The organism is Streptococcus lishijunsis (genome assembly GCF_047290665.1).
Classification (GTDB): Bacteria; Bacillota; Bacilli; order Lactobacillales; family Streptococcaceae; genus Streptococcus.
This window is the reverse complement of the sequence record NZ_JBLBUC010000003.1, coordinates 54,744-73,260: the sequence shown is the minus strand read 5'-3', so window position 1 is coordinate 73,260 and position 18,517 is coordinate 54,744. Positions and strand designations below refer to the sequence as shown.

The following is an 18,517-nucleotide window of genomic DNA, read 5'->3' as shown; positions in this document are numbered from 1 at the left end:
TGCAATCTTAATTATGTCAGAATACAAAAATATCATCGTTACAGGTGGAGCTGGCTTTATCGGCTCAAACTTTGTTCACTACGTGTATAATAACCATCCAGATGTGCATGTGACAGTCTTGGATAAATTAACGTATGCTGGTAATCGCGCTAATCTTGAGGAAATCTTGGGCGATCGTGTTGAGCTAGTTGTTGGCGATATTGCAGATGCTCAATTAGTAGATGAGCTAGCCTCTAAAGCAGATGCTATCGTTCACTATGCCGCTGAAAGTCACAATGATAATTCCCTTAATGATCCAAGTCCCTTCATTCATACCAACTTTATTGGGACTTACACTCTTCTTGAGGCAACTCGCAAATATGATATTCGTTTCCATCATGTCTCAACAGATGAAGTGTATGGAGATTTGCCGCTTCGTGAAGATCTTCCAGGTCATGGTGAAGGTCCAGGTGAGAAGTTTACTGCAGAGACTAACTACAATCCAAGCTCACCTTACTCATCAACAAAAGCAGCCTCAGATCTTATCGTAAAAGCGTGGGTTCGCTCATTTGGTGTCAAAGCGACTATCTCTAACTGTTCCAACAACTACGGGCCTTACCAACACATTGAAAAATTCATTCCACGTCAAATTACCAATATTTTATCAGGTATCAAACCTAAATTGTACGGTGAAGGTAAGAATGTTCGTGACTGGATTCACACCAATGACCATTCAACAGGTGTCTGGGCTATTTTAACCAAGGGTCGTATTGGTGAAACCTATCTTATCGGTGCTGATGGTGAGAAAAATAACAAGGAAGTGCTTGAACTTATCCTTGAGAAAATGGGACAACCTAAAGGCGCTTATGACCATGTCACTGACCGAGCAGGTCATGATTTACGCTATGCGATTGATTCGACAAAATTGCGTGAAGAGCTAGGTTGGGAGCCACAATTCACTAACTTTGAAGAAGGTCTTGAAGAGACTATCAAATGGTACACTGACCATGAAGATTGGTGGAAGTCTGAAAAAGAAGCGGTAGAAGCTAATTACGCTAAGACTCAAGAAGTGATTAAATAATTTAAAAAACCTTATCAGCATTAGTTGATAAGGTTTTTGAGTAGATTGTTTTTGCTCATCTCAAGACAAGAAGATCATGTGATAGCTTTAGATTAGATTTAGAAAAAGCCTTGTATGACACAAGGCTTTTAGGAGTTATTAGCGCGTAATGTTCCGAGACATTTTTGAGCTGTTTCCAAATTAAGGTGTTTTTCTGTTAGCAGTTTGCTAGCAAGAAGAGCCGCTTCAGTCTCATTGGCACCAGCTAATAGGGCAAGTGATTTGGCTTGTAAGCTCATATGTCCAGCTTGGATGCCTGTGCTTGTCAGAGCTTTAAGGGCAGCAAAATTTTGAGCGAGTCCTAAAGAAACAGCAACTCTAGCTAGCTCCGTAGCACTGGGATGTCCTAAAAGTTCATGGGCGACTTGGACACTAGGGTTTAGACCGATAGATCCCCCTTTTGTGGCAATAGGCATAGGCATGGTGAGACGGCCTTTGAGGCAGTGATTAGCCGTATCAACCTCCCACTCTGATAAGCCCTGATATTGCCCATTACGGCTAGCAAAGGTATGCCCTGCAGCTTCAATAGCACGCCAGTCATTGCCGACAGCAAGGACTAAGGCATCAATTCCGTTAAAAATGCCTTTGTTGTGGGTACTAGCACGGTAAGGATCGGATTGCGCGAGTTTACTGGCTAGTGCGATTTTGCGGGCTAGTTTAGTAGCTTCTTTAGGATTACGACTGAGAAAGCGTAAATCAATGCTACAATGAGTGCTGACCAATGTTTTTGTCGCATAGTTAGAGAGGATAGCCATGAGGCTTTGTCCTTGTGTGAGACGCTCAAGCAGTGGACTTAAGGCTTCCATCATGGTGTTGGTCATATTGGCGCCCATAGCTTCTTTGGTATCAACACTAAGATAGACAATTACAAAGTCATCCTTGTCCTCAAGCCATAATTCTCTAGCGCCTCCACCGCGTTTGACGATAGAAGGATAGGCGAGATTAGCCTGTTCAATCAGCCAGTCTTTTTGGGTAAGAATGGCTTCTTTAGCTACTTCTTTATCAGCGATATCATAGAGGGCGACCTGTCCTATCATTTGGCGCTCTTCAATGCTGGTGTGAAATCCTCCAGAGCGCTGAATGATTTTACTAGCAAAGCTAGCTGCAGCGATAACAGAAGGTTCCTCAGTGACCATAGGGACGTGGTAAAGACGATTATCAACCATCATCTCAGGGACAAGTCCAAATGGCAGAGAGTGGGTCATGAGGACATTTTCGACCATTTGATTGGCAGTGTCGATGGACAGAGATTGATTTTCTTTTAAAATAGCCAGTTGTTGAGGAGATAAAAGCTCAGCTTTTTCAATGTGTGAAAGACGTTTTTCGGGCGTTTTTTTGGCAAATCGAGCCCAATTGATATTATCTGTTGTCATGGGATTCCTTATAGATGCGTTTGTGCTCAACGATTTCTGAGAGATAAAAAGGGCCAGTTTGATAGGTGTTGAAGTGAGCATTTCCGTCTGGGTCAAGCTGCGCTTCCTCAAAGAAAAGGGCTTCATAGTCATCTACTGTTAGTGGCAGACGTTTGTCTAGTTGGCTTAGGCGATTGGTTTTGAGCTGATCTTTAAAACCATCAACTACTGTAGCACTAAAGATTTCAGCAACAGCCCCACTACCATAGCTAAAAAGAGCAATGGTATCCCCAGCTTTTAGCGTTTGACTATTTTCTAAGAGCGATAGCAATCCTAAAAATAAGGACCCTGTGTAGATGTTGCCGACTTGACGACTATAGAGGATAGAGGCTTCAAAATTAGCAGTTAGTAGCTCTTTTTGCTTGTCATCAAGGTCTTTTGTCATGATTTTATGAAAGCCTTTTAGAGCTAGCTTTGGAAAAGGCAGGTGAAAGCAGAAAGCTTGAATATCTGAGAGAGAGCTTTGTGTACGTCGTTGGTATTCAGCCCAAGTTGTCTTCAGCATATCAAGGTATTGTTTTGTGGAGTACATTCCATTGACAAATGGAGTTGTACTATAATTAGGACGCCAAAAGTCCATGACATCTCTTGTTTGGGCGACATTATCATCATTGAGAGCGAGAAGGCGAGGGTCTTGACTGACTAGCATTGCAACGCTTCCAGCTCCTTGTGTGGGCTCACCCGCGGTTTTGATACCATATTTCGCGATATCTGATGCAATGACTAGCACTTTACGATCTGGGTGTTTCTCAACATGTAGCTTAGCATAATTAAGCGCAGCTGTTGCACTATAGCAGGCCTCTTTAAATTCTAAGCAGCGTACAAATGGTTCAAGCCCTAGTAGATGGTGAATATAAACAGATCCAGCTTTACTCTGGTCAACACCAGTCTCAGTAGCCAGCAGGACCATGTCAATAGCTTTTTTATCTTCTGCACTCAATATAGCTTGTGCGGCACTAGCGCCAAGTGTGATAATATCATCTGTAATCGGTGTAATACTAAGAGCATCAAGTAAAAGCCCTTTGCTAAATTTATCAGGGTCAGCCCCTCGACGATTGGCCAAATCTGCCATATTAAGCACATATTGACCTGTCGCAAAACCGATTTTGTCAATTCCGATTGTCATACTCTTACCTTTCTTACATATCATGTTAATTAGTCATTCCCTATTTTATCATAAATATCGCTAAAGCCGTCAAAGAAAAACTTGCTTTGGGCTATATTATGACTTGGAGGGCAAAACTGTTTAGAGAAAAGCTAAGGTATGCAATATGTTCTTAAGCATGGTAAGTTTTAGTTTATTTTATTGCTAATCCTTTCCCTAGTTTTTGAGATTTTTGTAGTAACCCAAACGAAGAAATGTTGAAACCCCTTACATTATGTGCTACAATAAGGATGTAGAAAAGGTTTTAAAACCTTGTTTTAGGATGTAAGGCATTAAGCTATTGTTAGCTTAAGAGCTGGGCTGGCTATGATGTGATAGGAGAATAAGATATGCCATTTTTGTTAGAGAGTATTTTAGTCAATAATCTTTTAATAGTAGCAGTCATAACGATTCTTATACTATTCTTTCTGAAGATGATATTATATTTTCTTCAAAAAAACGATTTGTATATAGTTTTTTATACAAAGCATGGTAGAAAGAAAGTAACAACTGCGACTATTTCTATGATTTTTACTTATTTAGGATTATCAGTTGGCTGTATCTTAGTAGCATATTTGATATTCCCATATATCGAATTTCCCTATATGTGGAGAGTTTTAGTCAGAGTTAGCCTATTACTATCTTATATAACTATGTGTTTATTAGTGATTAGGAGAGATTGATAAACGAGAAAAGTTTTTAATAATGCTATTAGTTTGTATAAAGCAAGAAGTATCCTCAGTTGAAGAGTTACTTCAATTGAAGGTTGGAGATGTGTCTATTGTAGATATATTGCGAGAAGCAGAAATTCAATATTACTAACACCTAGACTAATCTAGGTGTTTTTTAGTGTTAGGATAGTATATCTGATAGGTTTGCAAGATAAAAAGGATTTAGCGCTATAAGTGCTAAATCCTTTTACTATGATTGTCTTATTTGGCTATCTCATTATTAAGATTGTAAGGAGATGATAAGCAAGATGACAAAGATGACAAAGACGATGACAAAGAAGAGTTTTAATTTTTGAAGGATGGCGACATACTCGCGAATGAAGGCACTTGGGAGATAATAAGATGCTGTTGCACACCCCAGGCCATCGCCTGTCATTTGTAATTTTCTGGCATAAAAGCTTGTGCGTAGGATATGATAGTCATTGGTCACAAAAAGATAGCGTGCCTTATCGTGGTCTTTAGTCATTTCCTTTGAAAAAAGGAGATTTTCATAAGTTGTTTGCGACTTGTCTTCTAAGAGGATATCTTCTTTAGGGATACCTTTTTGGCGGAGGTAGTTGGCGATAGCTTCTCCTTCAGAGATAGTTTCATCTGCACCTTGTCCGCCACTTGCGATGAGTTTGACGGTGGTTTTGCTGGCTTTATGATAAGCGTCAATGGCTTTATCAATGCGTTTAGCAAGGAGTGGTGTGATTTTATCTCCACCTAATAGACCTGCACCGTGGATGATGATATAATCATAATCACGCCGTCTAGGAAGAAGATGATATAAGAGCGAGTAGATTAGAAAAGCTAAAAAGACAAAGGCTAGGGCTAATACTAGAACATTGATAAAAATAAAGATATAGTAGAGAGGAACATAGCGTGTAGCAAGCTCATAGCCCCAGTGAATGCTCAAGCTAGCGACTATAAAATAAGCAAAGATAGCAAGACCTAGTAAGAGCGATAAGCTATTGCCAAGGCTTTTCCCCTCACGCTTTAAAATAATCAGTCCATTGATGATTAAAAAGCCCCCAAGACCTAACATAAGAAGCGGCAGAAGGAGAAGGGGTATCGATAAGAGCTGGTAAGCTGAGCTAGATTGCTCATAAGCTAGTCTTGTCAACCAAAGGTAAGAGCTACTCAAAAAAGCCAGTAGCAAGAGGCTATTCCATAAGTTTCTCGGGTCACGTCGAAAGCTAAGTGCAAAGATTAGTCCTAGTGATAAGGGGATTATCCAAGTCATAAAAACTCCTTGAGCTAGATTGATTCAATAGCTAAGATGATAGCGAATTTACAGACAGATGTCAAGGAAGTGCGAGCATTTTGGTTTTGCTAGTCGCCAGTTGCTTTATTTTTGTGTATAATGGATATGATGAATGTAAGCTAAGGAATTGTACTATTTATGAACATACAACAACTACGCTATGTCGTGGCTATTGCTAATAGTGGCACTTTTAGAGAAGCAGCGTCTAAACTTTATGTGAGTCAACCAAGCTTATCAGTAGCGGTGCGTGATTTAGAGAGCGAGATGGGTTTTCAGATATTTACACGTACAACGACTGGAGCGGTATTGACAAGTCAAGGAATGACTTTTTATGAAAAGGCACTTGAGGTGGTGAAGAGCTTTGACTCTTTTGAAAAAACATTTTCACAATCTGAAACGGATCAAAATGAATTTTCAATTGCTAGCCAGCACTATGACTTTTTACCACCTTTAATAACGAGCTTTGCGCAAAAACACCCTGATTATACGAATTTTCGGATTTTTGAATCCACGACCATCCAGATTTTAGATGAAGTCGCGCAGGGTAATAGCGAGCTTGGGATTATTTATATGAATGCCCAAAATCAAAAAGGGCTGTTTCAGCGCTTTGAAAAGTTAGGATTAGACGTTGTGGAGTTGAGCGCCTTTCAGACACATATCTATCTTAGTAAGACGCACCCGCTTGCCTCTCAAAAATCCTTGTGTATGGAGGATTTGGTGGGGCTTCCTGCGGTACGTTTTACGCAAGAAAAAGATGAATACCTCTACTACTCTGAAAATTTTGTGGATACGAGCGATAGCTCTTTATTTTACAATGTTACTGATCGTGCTACGCTAAATGGGATTTTGGAGCGCACAGATGCCTATGCGACAGGTTCTGGCTTTTTAGATAGTCGCAGTGTCAATGGTATCACTGTTATACCGCTTGATGACCATGTGGACAATAAAATGGTCTATGTTAAACGACGTGACAAAGCACTTAGTGATTATGCTGAGAAGTTCATTGCTACGATGATAGCTTATTTTGATGAATTTATGCCTAAAGATAAGAAAGATTAAGGAGAGCAGCGTGCGAAAAATAACATTAGCCCTAGCTATTTTAGGTTTGATTGGGCTTGATCAATGGAGTAAATACTGGATCTTTGCGCATTATCAAGTGGGCGAGACACATCCTTTTATTCGAGGATTTGTTAATCTGACTTATTTGCAAAATCGTGGCGCTGCCTTTTCTATTTTGCAAGACCAGCAGTGGTTGTTTGTTGTGATAACCCTGCTTGTAGTGGGTGGGGCTATTTATTATCTACTCACTCATCTCAAGTCTAATCTCTGGTTGTTGACAGCTTTAGTCTTACTCATCTCAGGCGGGATTGGTAATTTTATAGATCGTATCAGACTGGGTTATGTGGTTGATATGATTGATTTGGATTTTATGGATTTTGCCATTTTTAATCTAGCGGATACTTATCTTAGTATCGGCGTTATCATGTTAATGATTGCATTATGGAGGGAAGATAGTAATGGAAGTCATCGTTAAACAAGAAGGGGGAAGATTGGATAAGGCAGTCGCTGATTTGACAGAACTCTCACGTGCTCAAGCTAATGACGCCATCAAAAAAGGAGAGATTTTGGTCAATGGGCAAGCTAAAAAAGCCAAGTATGCTGTCAGACAGGGAGATGTGATTAGTTATAGCTTGCCAGAAGTGACAGTGCTTGAGTATAAAGCTGAAAACCTGCCTTTGGAGATTATCTATGAAGATGAAGATGTTGCTGTGGTAAATAAAGCACAAGGAATGGTGGTTCATCCCTCTGCTGGTCATTCTAGTGGGACTCTAGTCAATGCGCTATTATATCATATCAAGGATTTGTCAACAATCAATGGTGTTGTGCGTCCAGGTATTGTTCATCGTATTGACAAGGACACCTCAGGACTATTGATGATTGCTAAAAACGATGAAGCCCACCAGTTATTAGCAGCAGAGCTTAAAGCTAAAAAAGCGCTTCGTCAGTATATTGCCATTGTCCACGGCAATCTTCCAAACGATAGAGGGGTTATTGAAGCACCGATTGGACGTAGTGAAAAAGACCGTAAAAAACAAGCTGTTACAGCTAAAGGTAAGCCTGCTGTGACACGCTTTCAGGTATTGGAGCGTTTTGGTGATTATAGTTTGGTGGAGCTGACTTTGGAGACAGGTCGTACGCATCAGATTCGTGTTCATATGGCTTACATCGGCCATCCTTTGGCAGGCGATACGCTATATGGTCCTCGAAAAACGCTAAAAGGACAGGGGCAGTTTCTCCATGCAAAGACTCTAGGGTTTACGCATCCTAAAACAGGGGAATTGCTGATCTTTAGTGCTGAGGAACCAGCTATTTTTAAGGAAACTTTGGAAAAATTACGAAAAAAGAGTCAATAGGCTTGAAAAAAGATCATCTTTTTTGATATAATAATGGCAAATAGAATCCTTTAATCCTGTCCCGTGAGGCAGATAAGGAGAGTACACTAAAAAGCAACTGTGTGGATGACTGCACGGCTATATTTTGGGAATCTCCTTAGTATTAAGGGGATTTTTTCTATAGATTAGAGAGGATAGGCTATGAAGACTAAAGAAATTGTCGATGACATCACGATGAAACGTGCGATTACACGGATTACTTACGAGATCATTGAGCGTAACAAATCACTGGATAATATTGTCCTAGCAGGTATCAAGACACGTGGTGTTTATATTGCTAAGCGTATTCAAGAGCGCCTAAAGCAACTTGAAGGGATCGAACTTCCAGTTGGTGCGCTAGATACAAAGCCGTTTCGTGATGATGTTAAGGTTGAAACAGATACTACGGAAATGCCTGTAGATATCACAGATCGTGATATTATCTTAATTGATGATGTCCTTTATACAGGACGTACGATTCGCGCTGCTATTGACAATATCGTCAGTCTTGGTCGTCCAGCTCGTATTAGTCTGGCAGTCTTAGTGGATAGAGGGCACAGAGAGTTGCCTATCCGTGCGGATTATGTCGGCAAAAATATCCCAACAAGTAGCTTAGAAGAAATTTTAGTCCAGGTCGTTGAACACGACGGTAAAGACAGCATCAGTATCGTTGACCCTCGTTAGAGTGGTCTAGAAAAAAGAGGACAAGTTAATGGTAGTAACAGACGGTATGGTATCGCTTAAACATTTGGTCACTATGGAAACCTTGACCAATGAAGATGTTTTGGGCTTGATTGAGCGAGGAGTTGCTTTTAAGGAAGGAAGAGCAGACTTTAAACTCTCACGTCAATATTTTGCAGCCAATCTGTTTTTTGAATCATCGACAAGAACACACAAATCTTTTGAAGTCGCTGAGAAGCGTTTAGGCTTAGATGTGATTGATTTTGATGCTAAAACAAGCTCTGTCAATAAAGGGGAGACACTTTACGATACTATTTTGACGATGAGTGCCTTGGGTGTTGATATTTGTGTGGTGCGTCATCAGGAAGTGGACTACTATAAGGAATTGATAGACAGCCGTACGATTCAGTCTTCTATCGTAAATGGCGGTGATGGTTCTGGTCAACATCCTAGTCAGTGTTTGCTTGATTTGATGACTATCTACCAAGAGTTTGGGCATTTTGATAATCTGAAAATCGCGATTACAGGCGATTTGACACATTCACGTGTTGCTAAGTCAAACATGCAAATCTTAAAACGCTTAGGTGCTGAGCTTTATTTTGCAGGACCTAGAGAATGGTATTCAGAAGAGTTTGATGTGTATGGTAGTTATGTCGCTATTGATGATGTCATTGACGAGTTGGATGTCTTGATGTTACTACGTGTTCAACATGAGCGTCATGATGGCAATGGTGGTTTTTCAAAAGAGAGCTATCACAACCAGTTTGGTCTGACACTAGAGCGCTATGATAAGCTAAAAGAGACGGCTATCATCATGCATCCTGCTCCAGTCAACCGTGATGTTGAAATTGCAGATAGTTTAGTGGAAGCGCCAAAAGCGCGAATTGTAGAGCAAATGAAAAATGGGGTTTATGTCCGCATGGCTATCTTAGAGGCTATATTGCGAGATAAAGCCTAACGATGCTAAGGTTTTCTAAAAAAGACCAGAAATAGAGAAAGGAAGAGGCTAGCAGGCTAGCCCAGGGTATCTTGAGGATGACGAAACGACTGTTGATTTTAGAGGATGGAACAACTTTTGAAGGGAAGGCTTTTGGAGCAAATGTTGATGTGACTGGAGAGATTGTCTTTAGTACAGGGATGACAGGCTATCAAGAGTCTATCACCGACCAATCTTACAATGGACAAATCCTTACGTTTACATATCCTTTGGTTGGTAATTACGGAATCAACCGTGATGATTATGAGTCTATTCAGCCGACCTGTAAAGGTGTCGTGGTGAGTGAGCATGCTCGTCGTGCTAGCAATTGGCGCAATCAAATGTCTCTTGATGAGTTTTTAAGCGCTAAGGGAATCCCAGGTATCTCAGGTATTGATACACGAGCGTTGACAAAAATTATCCGTCAACATGGAACGATGAAGGCGACGTTAACGGATAAACTCACAGATAGTATGGATCATCTCAAAGACCAGCTAAGAGCAACGGTGTTGCCTACTAATAACATCGAGATGGTATCAGCCAAAACAGCTTACCCAGCGCCAGGTGTCGGAAAAACGATTGTGTTAGTTGATTTTGGCCTTAAACATTCTATTTTGCGTGAGTTTTCAAAGCGTGACTGTGACGTTACAGTGGTGCCTTATGATACGACTGCTGAGGAGATTTTGACGCTAAATCCAGATGGCGTCATGCTCTCTAATGGTCCTGGAAATCCAGAAGATGTTCCAGAAGCGCTGGAGATGATTCGAGGTATCCAAGGGAAAATCCCTATTTTTGGAATTTGTATGGGGCATCAGCTCTTTAGCCTAGCCAATGGTGCTAAGACTTATAAGATGAAATTTGGTCATCGAGGCTTTAACCATGCTGTGCGTGAAATCGCAACAGGTCGTGTTGATTTTACGAGTCAAAATCATGGTTTTGCAGTTTCAAGAGAAGATCTTCCAGACTGTCTCATTGTGACGCATGAAGAAATCAATGATAAGTCAATCGAAGGTGTGCGCCACCGTGATTACCCTGCTTTTTCAGTGCAGTATCATCCTGACGCAGCACCAGGTCCACACGATGCTAGCTATCTCTTTGATGAATTTTTAGAGATGATTGATGCGTATCAGCTAGAACGTTTGACTCATTAAAAAAAGCATATAGTATTGCCTTAAACCGAAACGAAAAAATAGAAGTATTTAATGGCAGCCTGAGAGCTGACAAATAGAAAGGAGAAGATACACGTAAGTTCACGCTAGTGAGCGCACCTATGAGATTTTGGAAAAAGAGGTCACAAGCTCCTCTAGTCCTTTATTCTTAATAGGGATGTTGTATCATCATTTATGCCAAAACGTACAGACATTAAAAAGATTATGGTTATCGGCTCTGGTCCTATTATTATTGGGCAGGCAGCGGAGTTTGACTATGCAGGGACACAAGCCTGCCTAGCTCTTAAAGAAGAAGGTTACAGCGTTGTTCTGGTTAACTCAAATCCTGCTACCATTATGACAGATAAGGAAATTGCTGATAAAGTCTATATTGAGCCAATTACGGTTGAGTTTGTGACACGTATATTGCGTAAAGAGAGACCGGATGCACTTTTGCCGACTCTAGGAGGACAAACAGGGCTCAATATGGCTATGGAGCTCTCTAAAGCAGGCATCTTAGAAGAGTTAGGTGTTGAGCTTTTGGGAACAAAACTGTCTGCTATTGACCAAGCAGAAGACCGCGATTTATTTAAACAGTTGATGGAAGACCTGGGTCAGCCTATCCCAGAATCTGAAATCGTCAATACCGTTGATGAGGCTGTCTCTTTTGCAAATGCTATTGGGTATCCTGTGATTGTACGCCCAGCCTTCACTCTTGGAGGTACTGGCGGAGGAATGTGTAGCAATGAAGCAGAGCTTCGTGATATAGCTGAAAATGGATTAAAATTATCTCCTGTAACCCAGTGTTTGATTGAGCGCTCTATCGCTGGCTTTAAAGAAATTGAGTACGAAGTCATGCGCGATAGTGCAGACAATGCCCTTGTTGTGTGTAATATGGAAAACTTTGATCCTGTTGGTATTCACACAGGAGACTCTATTGTTTTTGCACCAACACAGACACTCTCTGATATTGAAAATCAGATGCTAAGAGATGCTAGTCTAAAAATCATTCGTGCTTTGAAGATTGAGGGAGGTTGTAATGTTCAGCTGGCTCTTGACCCGTATAGTTTTAAGTATTATGTGATTGAGGTCAATCCGCGTGTCTCTCGCTCGTCTGCCTTAGCCTCAAAAGCAACGGGTTATCCTATTGCTAAGTTAGCGGCTAAGATTGCCGTTGGATTGAGCTTAGATGAGATGATTAACCCTGTCACAGGGACGACTTATGCTATGTTTGAGCCTGCGCTTGACTATGTTGTTGCTAAGATTCCGCGTTTCCCATTTGATAAATTTGAAAATGGTGAGCGTCGTTTAGGCACACAAATGAAAGCGACAGGCGAGGTAATGGCTATCGGGCGTAACATTGAAGAAAGCCTCTTAAAAGCTTGTCGTTCGCTTGAGATTGGTGTTTACCATAACGATATACCAGAGCTTAGTGAGATTAGCGATGATGCTTTAGTCGAAAAAATTGTCAAGGCACAAGATGACCGTCTCTTCTACCTATCAGAAGCACTGCGCCGAGGTTATTCTGTTGAAGAGCTAGGTGAGTTGACAAAGATTGATTATTTCTTCCTTGATAAGTTATTACATATCATCGAGCTTGAGCAAGAGTTAGCAACCCATCCTAATGATTTAGACGTACTCAAAGAAGCAAAGAAAAACGGCTTTTCTGACCGTAAAATTGCTGAGATTTGGAATATGTCAGAAGATGCCATTCGTTCTTTACGTATCACCCATAAGATTGTGCCAGTCTATAAGATGGTGGATACTTGTGCAGCGGAGTTTGAATCAGAGACGCCTTATTTCTACTCTACTTACGAGTGGGAAAATGAATCACTGAAATCAGATAAAGAATCCGTCCTTGTGTTAGGCTCAGGTCCTATTCGAATCGGTCAAGGTGTTGAGTTTGACTATGCTACGGTGCACTCAGTGAAGGCTATTCAAGCGGCAGGTTATGAAGCAATCATCATGAATTCGAATCCGGAGACTGTCTCTACTGACTTTTCGGTATCTGATAAGTTGTACTTTGAGCCTTTGACTTTTGAAGATGTCATGAACGTCATTAGCTTAGAAAAGCCTAAAGGTGTTGTGGTGCAGTTTGGTGGACAGACAGCTATCAATTTGGCTGAGCGTCTATCAAATGCAGGTGTGCCAATCTTAGGGACACAGGTAGCCGATCTTGATAGAGCAGAAGATCGTGATTTGTTTGAGCAGGCGCTTAAAGAGCTAGATATTCCGCAACCGCCAGGCTATACGGCTACAAATGAAGTAGAAGCTGTCGAAGCAGCTAGAAAAATCGGTTTCCCAGTGCTAGTACGTCCATCCTATGTTCTAGGTGGTCGTGCGATGGAAATTGTCGAAAATGAAGAAGATTTACGCTCTTACATGCGCACAGCTGTCAAAGCTAGCCCTGATCATCCTGTCCTAGTAGATAGCTATATCGTTGGTAAAGAATGTGAGGTCGATGCTATCTCAGATGGTAAAGATGTGCTTATTCCAGGTATTATGGAGCATATCGAGCGTGCTGGTGTTCATTCTGGTGACTCGATGGCTGTTTATCCTCCTCAAGGTTTATCTCAGAAAGTCAAAGATACTATTGTTGACTATACGAAACGCTTAGCGATTGGGCTAAACTGTGTGGGAATGATGAACATCCAGTTTGTTATCAAAGACGAGACAGTCTATGTCATTGAGGTCAATCCTCGTGCCAGTCGTACGGTACCTTTCTTATCAAAAGTAACCGATATTCCAATGGCGCAAGTAGCGACTAAGCTCATTTTAGGTGAAACGTTAGCAGAGCAAGGTTACCAGGATGGGCTCTATCCAGAAAGTCTTCATGTCCACGTCAAAGCCCCTGTCTTTTCATTTACCAAGTTGGCTAAGGTGGATAGCCTACTAGGGCCTGAGATGAAATCAACAGGTGAGGTTATGGGAACTGACACGACACTTGAAAAAGCTCTTTATAAAGCTTTTGAAGCGACTTACTTCCACTTGCCAACCTTTGGTAATGTTATCTTTACCATTGCTGATGAAACCAAAGAAGAAGCACTTGCTTTAGCCAAACGTTTTTCAGATATTGGCTATAGTATCTTAGCTACTAAAGGAACAGCAGAGTTCTTTAATCAACACGGGCTTCGCTCAGAATTAGTCGATAAGCTAGGTGATAATGCTGATAATGATATTCCAGCCTTGGTACGTCAAGGAAAAGTACAAGCTATCGTCAATACAGTAGGAACGAAACGTACTTTTGAAGGTGATGGTCAAGTTATTCGTAGCTCTGCTATTGAGCATGGTGTGCCACTCTTTACGGCTTTAGATACAGCAGATGCTATGGTTCGTGTCCTAGAAAGCAGAAGCTTTTTGACGCAAGCGATTTAGTCTATCCTTGACAATAAGAGTAAGGCTAGCTATAAACATGAATGAAAAGTTATTTTGACTGATGTAGTCAAGGTAACTTTTTATTTGGCTAAAAAAATAGTTCTCATAGAAACTTTTTCTTGACAGGTATTGCTTTTGAGGGTAAAATAGTTCTCATAAGAACTATTGTTTTCTAAAAGCGAGGTGTTTTTATGAAAGATCCTTTCAGTGAGTTTCGTAGTCTGATTACACAGGTGGAAAATCAGGTTAAATATCTGTTTAAGCAGCATAATGTCGAGCATCTAGCGGGGCCTCAGGGTTTTGTCGTTAGCTATCTCTATCATTATCAGAGCAAGGAGATTTATATCAAAGATATTGAAAGTCGCCTTCATATTTCTAAATCGGTGGCGAGTAACCTGATTAGACGCATGGAGAAAAATGGCTTTATTACTGTCGTGCATTCCCAAAAAGACAAGCGCTATAAGCGCTTGGTCTTGACGGAGTTGGGCGTACAAAAAGCTAAAGAGCTAACGCATGTTCACACGGTTATTCATAGCCAAATTCTCCAAGGTATCAGCTTAGATGATCTGAAAGTTACAAAGAAAGTTATTAGGAAGATTCAGGAAAATACTAAGAAAGAGGAGTAGCGCATGTTAAACATTTTCAAACGTTTAAAGCCAAAAGAATGGCTGTTAATCGCTATTAGCGTTCTTGTGGTTTGTGTGGAAGTTTGGGCGAATTTGAAAGTGCCAGACTATATGTCAAGCATCACAAAACTGTTACAAGATAACTCGACGACGGTTGCGGATGTGATGGAACCTGGTTGGAAAATGATAGGATTTTCTCTGCTTGGTTTTGCTTCGGCTGTGGCGGTTGGTTTTATTGCCGCACGTGTTGCAGCGAGTTTTACCACTCGTCTTCGGGCTGATATTTTTAATCAAGTGATGGATTATTCCGATGCGGAAATCAAACGCTTCAGTATTCCCAGTCTGTTGACCCGTACGACAAATGACTTAACGCAAATCCAAATGTTGATTACCATGGGCTTGCAAGTGGTTACCATGGGACCGATCATGGCGATCTGGGCTTTGACCAAGATTTGGGATAAGAGTTCCAGCTGGACCATGTCACTTGGTGTTGCGGTATTAGTCGTTGTAGCGATGATTACGACCTTGCTATTATTAGCCTTTCCAAGACAAAGTAAGGTGCAGTTGTTAACGGATAAGCTCAATGCAACGACTCGTGAGATTTTGACAGGTATTCGAGTGGTGCGCGCTTATAATGCTGAGGATTATCAAGATGCGAAATATGACAGTGTCAACAATCAAATCACACGCTTGAATCTTTTTGTATATCGTTTGATGGCTTTGATGAATCCTGTGATGACAGCTGTCTCTTCAGGGCTGACCTTGGCTGTTTATTGGATTGGAGCTTATCTGATCAATGACATTCACTTGCCAGAGATAAGTCCTCAAGCGATAGCAGATGGCAGTTATGCTACTGAATTTGCAGCTGCAATGAAAGATCGTGTCGCTGTCTTTTCTGATATGGTCGTCTTTTCAAGTTATGCCATGCAAGTGATTATCGGTTTTATGCTGATGGCTATGGTCTTTATGATTTTGCCACGTGCGCTTGTGTCTGCACGCCGTATCAATGAGATTTTAGCGCTCAGCTCGTCTATTCGCTTTAAAGACTCAAGTGCCAAAGCTGTCGATGATAAAGTAGGAGAAGTTGAGTTTCACGATGTGTCATTTCGTTACTCTAAAGATTCGACAGATGTTATTGAGCATGTCAACTTTACGGCTAAAAAAGGACAGACTGTTGCTTTTATCGGCTCTACTGGTTCAGGGAAATCAACTTTAATCAGTCTTATTCCACGTTTTTATGATGTGACAGGAGGTTATATCAAGATTGATGGTGTGAAGATTAAGGATTATTCTGAGCAAGATTTGAATAACAAAGTGGGCTTTATTCCTCAAAAAGCGGTGCTCTATAGCGGTACGATTCGCTCTAATATGACCTTTGGTCAAAGTGAGCAGACACCGTTGTCTGATGAGGCCATCTGGGAAGCGCTAGCTTTAGCGCAGGCCAAAGACTTTGTGGCATCAAAAGAAGATGGTCTTGACACAGAAGTGGCTCAAGGTGGTACCAACTTCTCTGGTGGTCAACGTCAAAGGCTGGCTATTGCTCGTGCTTTAGCTCGTAAACCAGAGATTCTTATCTTTGATGACTCGTTTTCTGCCCTTGATTATAAGACCGATAAAAAGTTGCGTCATGATTTACATGAACAACTTAGTGACACTACTAAACTTATTGTTGCACAACGTATCTCTACCATCATGGATGCTGATCAAATTTTAGTCTTAGATGAAGGTGTTGTTGTAGGACAAGGAACACATCAAGAGTTGTTGAAAACAAATGCTGTCTATCAAGAAATCGCCTACTCACAACTCTCTAAGGAGGAATTAGAAAATGGAAACTAAACCAAAAACATCTCTAATGAAACGCCTCCTCCCATATACAAAAGGCTTTCGTTTACCCTTTATCATCGCTCTTATCTGCGCGCTTATCTCAAGCTGTATCACAGTTTATGGTCCTGATATTATCAGTGAGATAACCAATACTATCTCTGACTCTTTAGCAGCGTCTTCAAAGATCGTCAGTTATCTACAAGCTGGTCAGATAGATAAGGCAATGGCGGTTAACACCGATGTAGATACCACTAAGATTATGACTCTTGCAGGTCAGCTAGCAGTATTATATGGTGTTGGAGCTCTTGTGGGATATTACCAACAGTTTAGCTTTACGACGATTATTCAGAAGTTTTCAAATCGGATGCGTCGCGCTATTGCTGAAAAAATCAATCGCGTCCCTTTATCTTACTTTGATGCCCACACGCAAGGTGATACTCTCTCTCGTGTGACCAATGACGTTGATATCATGGCACAGTCTCTCCAACAAAGTCTTGGGACCCTATTTTCAAGTTCTATCTTGTTGGCTGCCTCTATCGTCATGATGATAAAGACCAATGGTCGTCTTGCTCTGGTTGCTATTTTGGCAGTTTTAGGAGGCTTTGTTCTCAGTATTGTCTTGATGGCAAGTTCTCAGCCACTCTTTAGACGCCAACAAACCAACCTCTCCAAAGTATCAGGCTATGTCGAGGAGATTTACTCAGGGCATAACGTCGTCAAATCTTATTCAGCCACTCAAGAAGTCAAAGATGCCTTTTCAGCACTAAATAAAGACCTCTACTCAAGTATGTGGCGTTCTCAGTTTGTCTCAGGTATTATGATGCCTTTGATGCAGTTTATCGGCAACTTCGGTTATGTGATGGTCTGTGTTTTTGGGGCAATCTGGATGATTGACGGTAAGCTCAGTATGGGAACCATTGTGGCCTTTATGATTTACGTCCGTATCTTTTCTCAGCCTTTGTCCCAATTAGCGCAAGCCTTTGGTCAATTCCAACAAGCTAGTGCAGGGATGAACCGTGTCTTTGAATTTTTAGAAGAAGATGAGATGGAAGACGAGTCGCACAAGACCAAGCAGCTAACGACTATCAAAGGAGATGTTTCCTTTGACCATGTTAATTTTGGTTATACAAAAGACAAGACCATTATCCATGATTTCTCAGCGCAAGCTAAAGCAGGTCAAAAGATTGCTATTGTAGGACCAACTGGTGCTGGTAAGACGACCTTAGTTAATCTCTTGATGCGATTTTATGAGGTCAATAGTGGTCAAATCACAATTGATGGTGTCGATATTCATGATATGACTCGCCAAGACGTGCACGATGCCTTTTCTATGGTGCTTCAAGACACATGGCTCTTTGAAGGGACTATTAAAGAAAACCTTATCTACAATCAAACAGGCATCTCTGACGAGGAAGTAGAAGCAGCAGCTAAAGCTGTCGGTGTTCATCACTTTATCAAGACGCTTCCAAATGGTTATGATAGTGTGCTAGATGATAGCTTGACCTTATCTGTCGGGCAAAAACAACTGCTTACGATTGCGCGTGCTCTCTTAAAAGATGCGCCACTTCTTATTTTGGATGAGGCGACATCATCTGTCGATACACGAACAGAAGAGTTGATTCAACGTGCGATGGATAAATTGATGGAAGGGCGAACAAGCTTTGTCATTGCCCACCGTCTTTCTACCATCAAAAATGCAGACCTAATTCTCGTGATGAAAGATGGGAATATCATCGAGCAAGGTAATCATGACACCTTGATGCATCAACAAGGATTCTATGCTGATCTTTATAACTCTCAATTTGAAGAGCACTAATAGACAA

Annotated in this window: 14 protein-coding genes; 11 read left to right on the top strand and 3 right to left on the bottom strand. The window is 41.1% G+C overall.

Features of this window, described 5'->3' with window-relative positions; genetic code table 11:
* Positions 1–13 precede the first annotated feature (13 nt).
* Positions 14–1,060, top strand: a complete 1,047-nt coding sequence (rfbB, locus tag ACLN19_RS02645; protein ID WP_413382995.1) for a dTDP-glucose 4,6-dehydratase — start codon at positions 14–16, stop codon at positions 1,058–1,060.
* Positions 1,061–1,188: 128 nt separating this feature from the next.
* Here rfbB and ACLN19_RS02640 read toward each other — a convergent pair whose 3' ends face one another.
* From ACLN19_RS02640 to ACLN19_RS02630, 3 genes are all read right to left on the bottom strand, one after another.
* Positions 1,189–2,484, bottom strand: coding sequence for a hydroxymethylglutaryl-CoA reductase, degradative (locus ACLN19_RS02640; RefSeq protein WP_413383126.1), 1,296 nt, complete (start codon positions 2,482–2,484; stop codon positions 1,189–1,191).
* The gene (locus tag ACLN19_RS02635; RefSeq protein WP_413382993.1) at positions 2,459–3,637 is read right to left on the bottom strand and encodes a hydroxymethylglutaryl-CoA synthase; all 1,179 of its coding nucleotides are present in this window, start codon (positions 3,635–3,637) and stop codon (positions 2,459–2,461) included. Before ACLN19_RS02635 ends, ACLN19_RS02640 begins: the two co-directional genes overlap by 26 nt.
* Before the next feature lie 969 nt (positions 3,638–4,606).
* On the bottom strand, positions 4,607–5,611 hold the full coding sequence (locus ACLN19_RS02630; protein WP_413382991.1) for a YdcF family protein: 1,005 nt from the start codon (positions 5,609–5,611) through the stop codon (positions 4,607–4,609).
* 159 nt (positions 5,612–5,770) lie between these two features.
* Between ACLN19_RS02630 and ACLN19_RS02625 the strand changes: the two genes are divergently transcribed.
* The 10 genes from ACLN19_RS02625 to ACLN19_RS02580 all read left to right on the top strand — a co-directional run bounded on the left by ACLN19_RS02625 (position 5,771) and on the right by ACLN19_RS02580 (position 18,510).
* On the top strand, positions 5,771–6,691 hold the full coding sequence (locus ACLN19_RS02625; protein WP_413382989.1) for a LysR family transcriptional regulator: 921 nt from the start codon (positions 5,771–5,773) through the stop codon (positions 6,689–6,691).
* A 10-nt stretch (positions 6,692–6,701) separates the two neighbouring features.
* The gene (gene lspA, locus ACLN19_RS02620) at positions 6,702–7,166 is read left to right on the top strand and encodes a signal peptidase II (RefSeq protein WP_413382987.1); all 465 of its coding nucleotides are present in this window, start codon (positions 6,702–6,704) and stop codon (positions 7,164–7,166) included.
* Entirely contained in the window at positions 7,150–8,046 is an 897-nt protein-coding gene (locus ACLN19_RS02615; protein ID WP_413382985.1) for an RluA family pseudouridine synthase, read from the top strand. Before lspA ends, ACLN19_RS02615 begins: the two co-directional genes overlap by 17 nt.
* Positions 8,047–8,226: 180 nt before the next feature.
* The gene (pyrR, locus tag ACLN19_RS02610) at positions 8,227–8,748 is read left to right on the top strand and encodes a bifunctional pyr operon transcriptional regulator/uracil phosphoribosyltransferase PyrR (RefSeq protein WP_413382983.1); all 522 of its coding nucleotides are present in this window, start codon (positions 8,227–8,229) and stop codon (positions 8,746–8,748) included.
* Positions 8,749–8,776: 28 nt separating this feature from the next.
* On the top strand, positions 8,777–9,703 hold the full coding sequence (locus ACLN19_RS02605) for an aspartate carbamoyltransferase catalytic subunit (RefSeq protein WP_413382981.1): 927 nt from the start codon (positions 8,777–8,779) through the stop codon (positions 9,701–9,703).
* A gap of 77 nt (positions 9,704–9,780) precedes the next feature.
* A complete protein-coding gene (locus ACLN19_RS02600) occupies positions 9,781–10,872 on the top strand; it encodes a carbamoyl phosphate synthase small subunit (protein WP_413382979.1) in 1,092 nt (363 codons plus the stop codon).
* 192 nt (positions 10,873–11,064) lie between these two features.
* Positions 11,065–14,244, top strand: coding sequence for a carbamoyl-phosphate synthase large subunit (gene carB, locus ACLN19_RS02595; RefSeq protein ID WP_413382977.1), 3,180 nt, complete (start codon positions 11,065–11,067; stop codon positions 14,242–14,244).
* Positions 14,245–14,435: 191 nt separating this feature from the next.
* On the top strand, positions 14,436–14,870 hold the full coding sequence (locus tag ACLN19_RS02590; protein ID WP_413382975.1) for a MarR family winged helix-turn-helix transcriptional regulator: 435 nt from the start codon (positions 14,436–14,438) through the stop codon (positions 14,868–14,870).
* 3 nt (positions 14,871–14,873) lie between these two features.
* Entirely contained in the window at positions 14,874–16,706 is a 1,833-nt protein-coding gene (locus ACLN19_RS02585; RefSeq protein ID WP_413382973.1) for an ABC transporter ATP-binding protein, read from the top strand.
* Positions 16,696–18,510: an ABC transporter ATP-binding protein gene (locus ACLN19_RS02580; RefSeq protein ID WP_413382971.1), complete on the top strand. Its 1,815-nt coding sequence runs from the start codon at positions 16,696–16,698 to the stop codon at positions 18,508–18,510. Before ACLN19_RS02585 ends, ACLN19_RS02580 begins: the two co-directional genes overlap by 11 nt.
* Positions 18,511–18,517 lie beyond the last annotated feature (7 nt).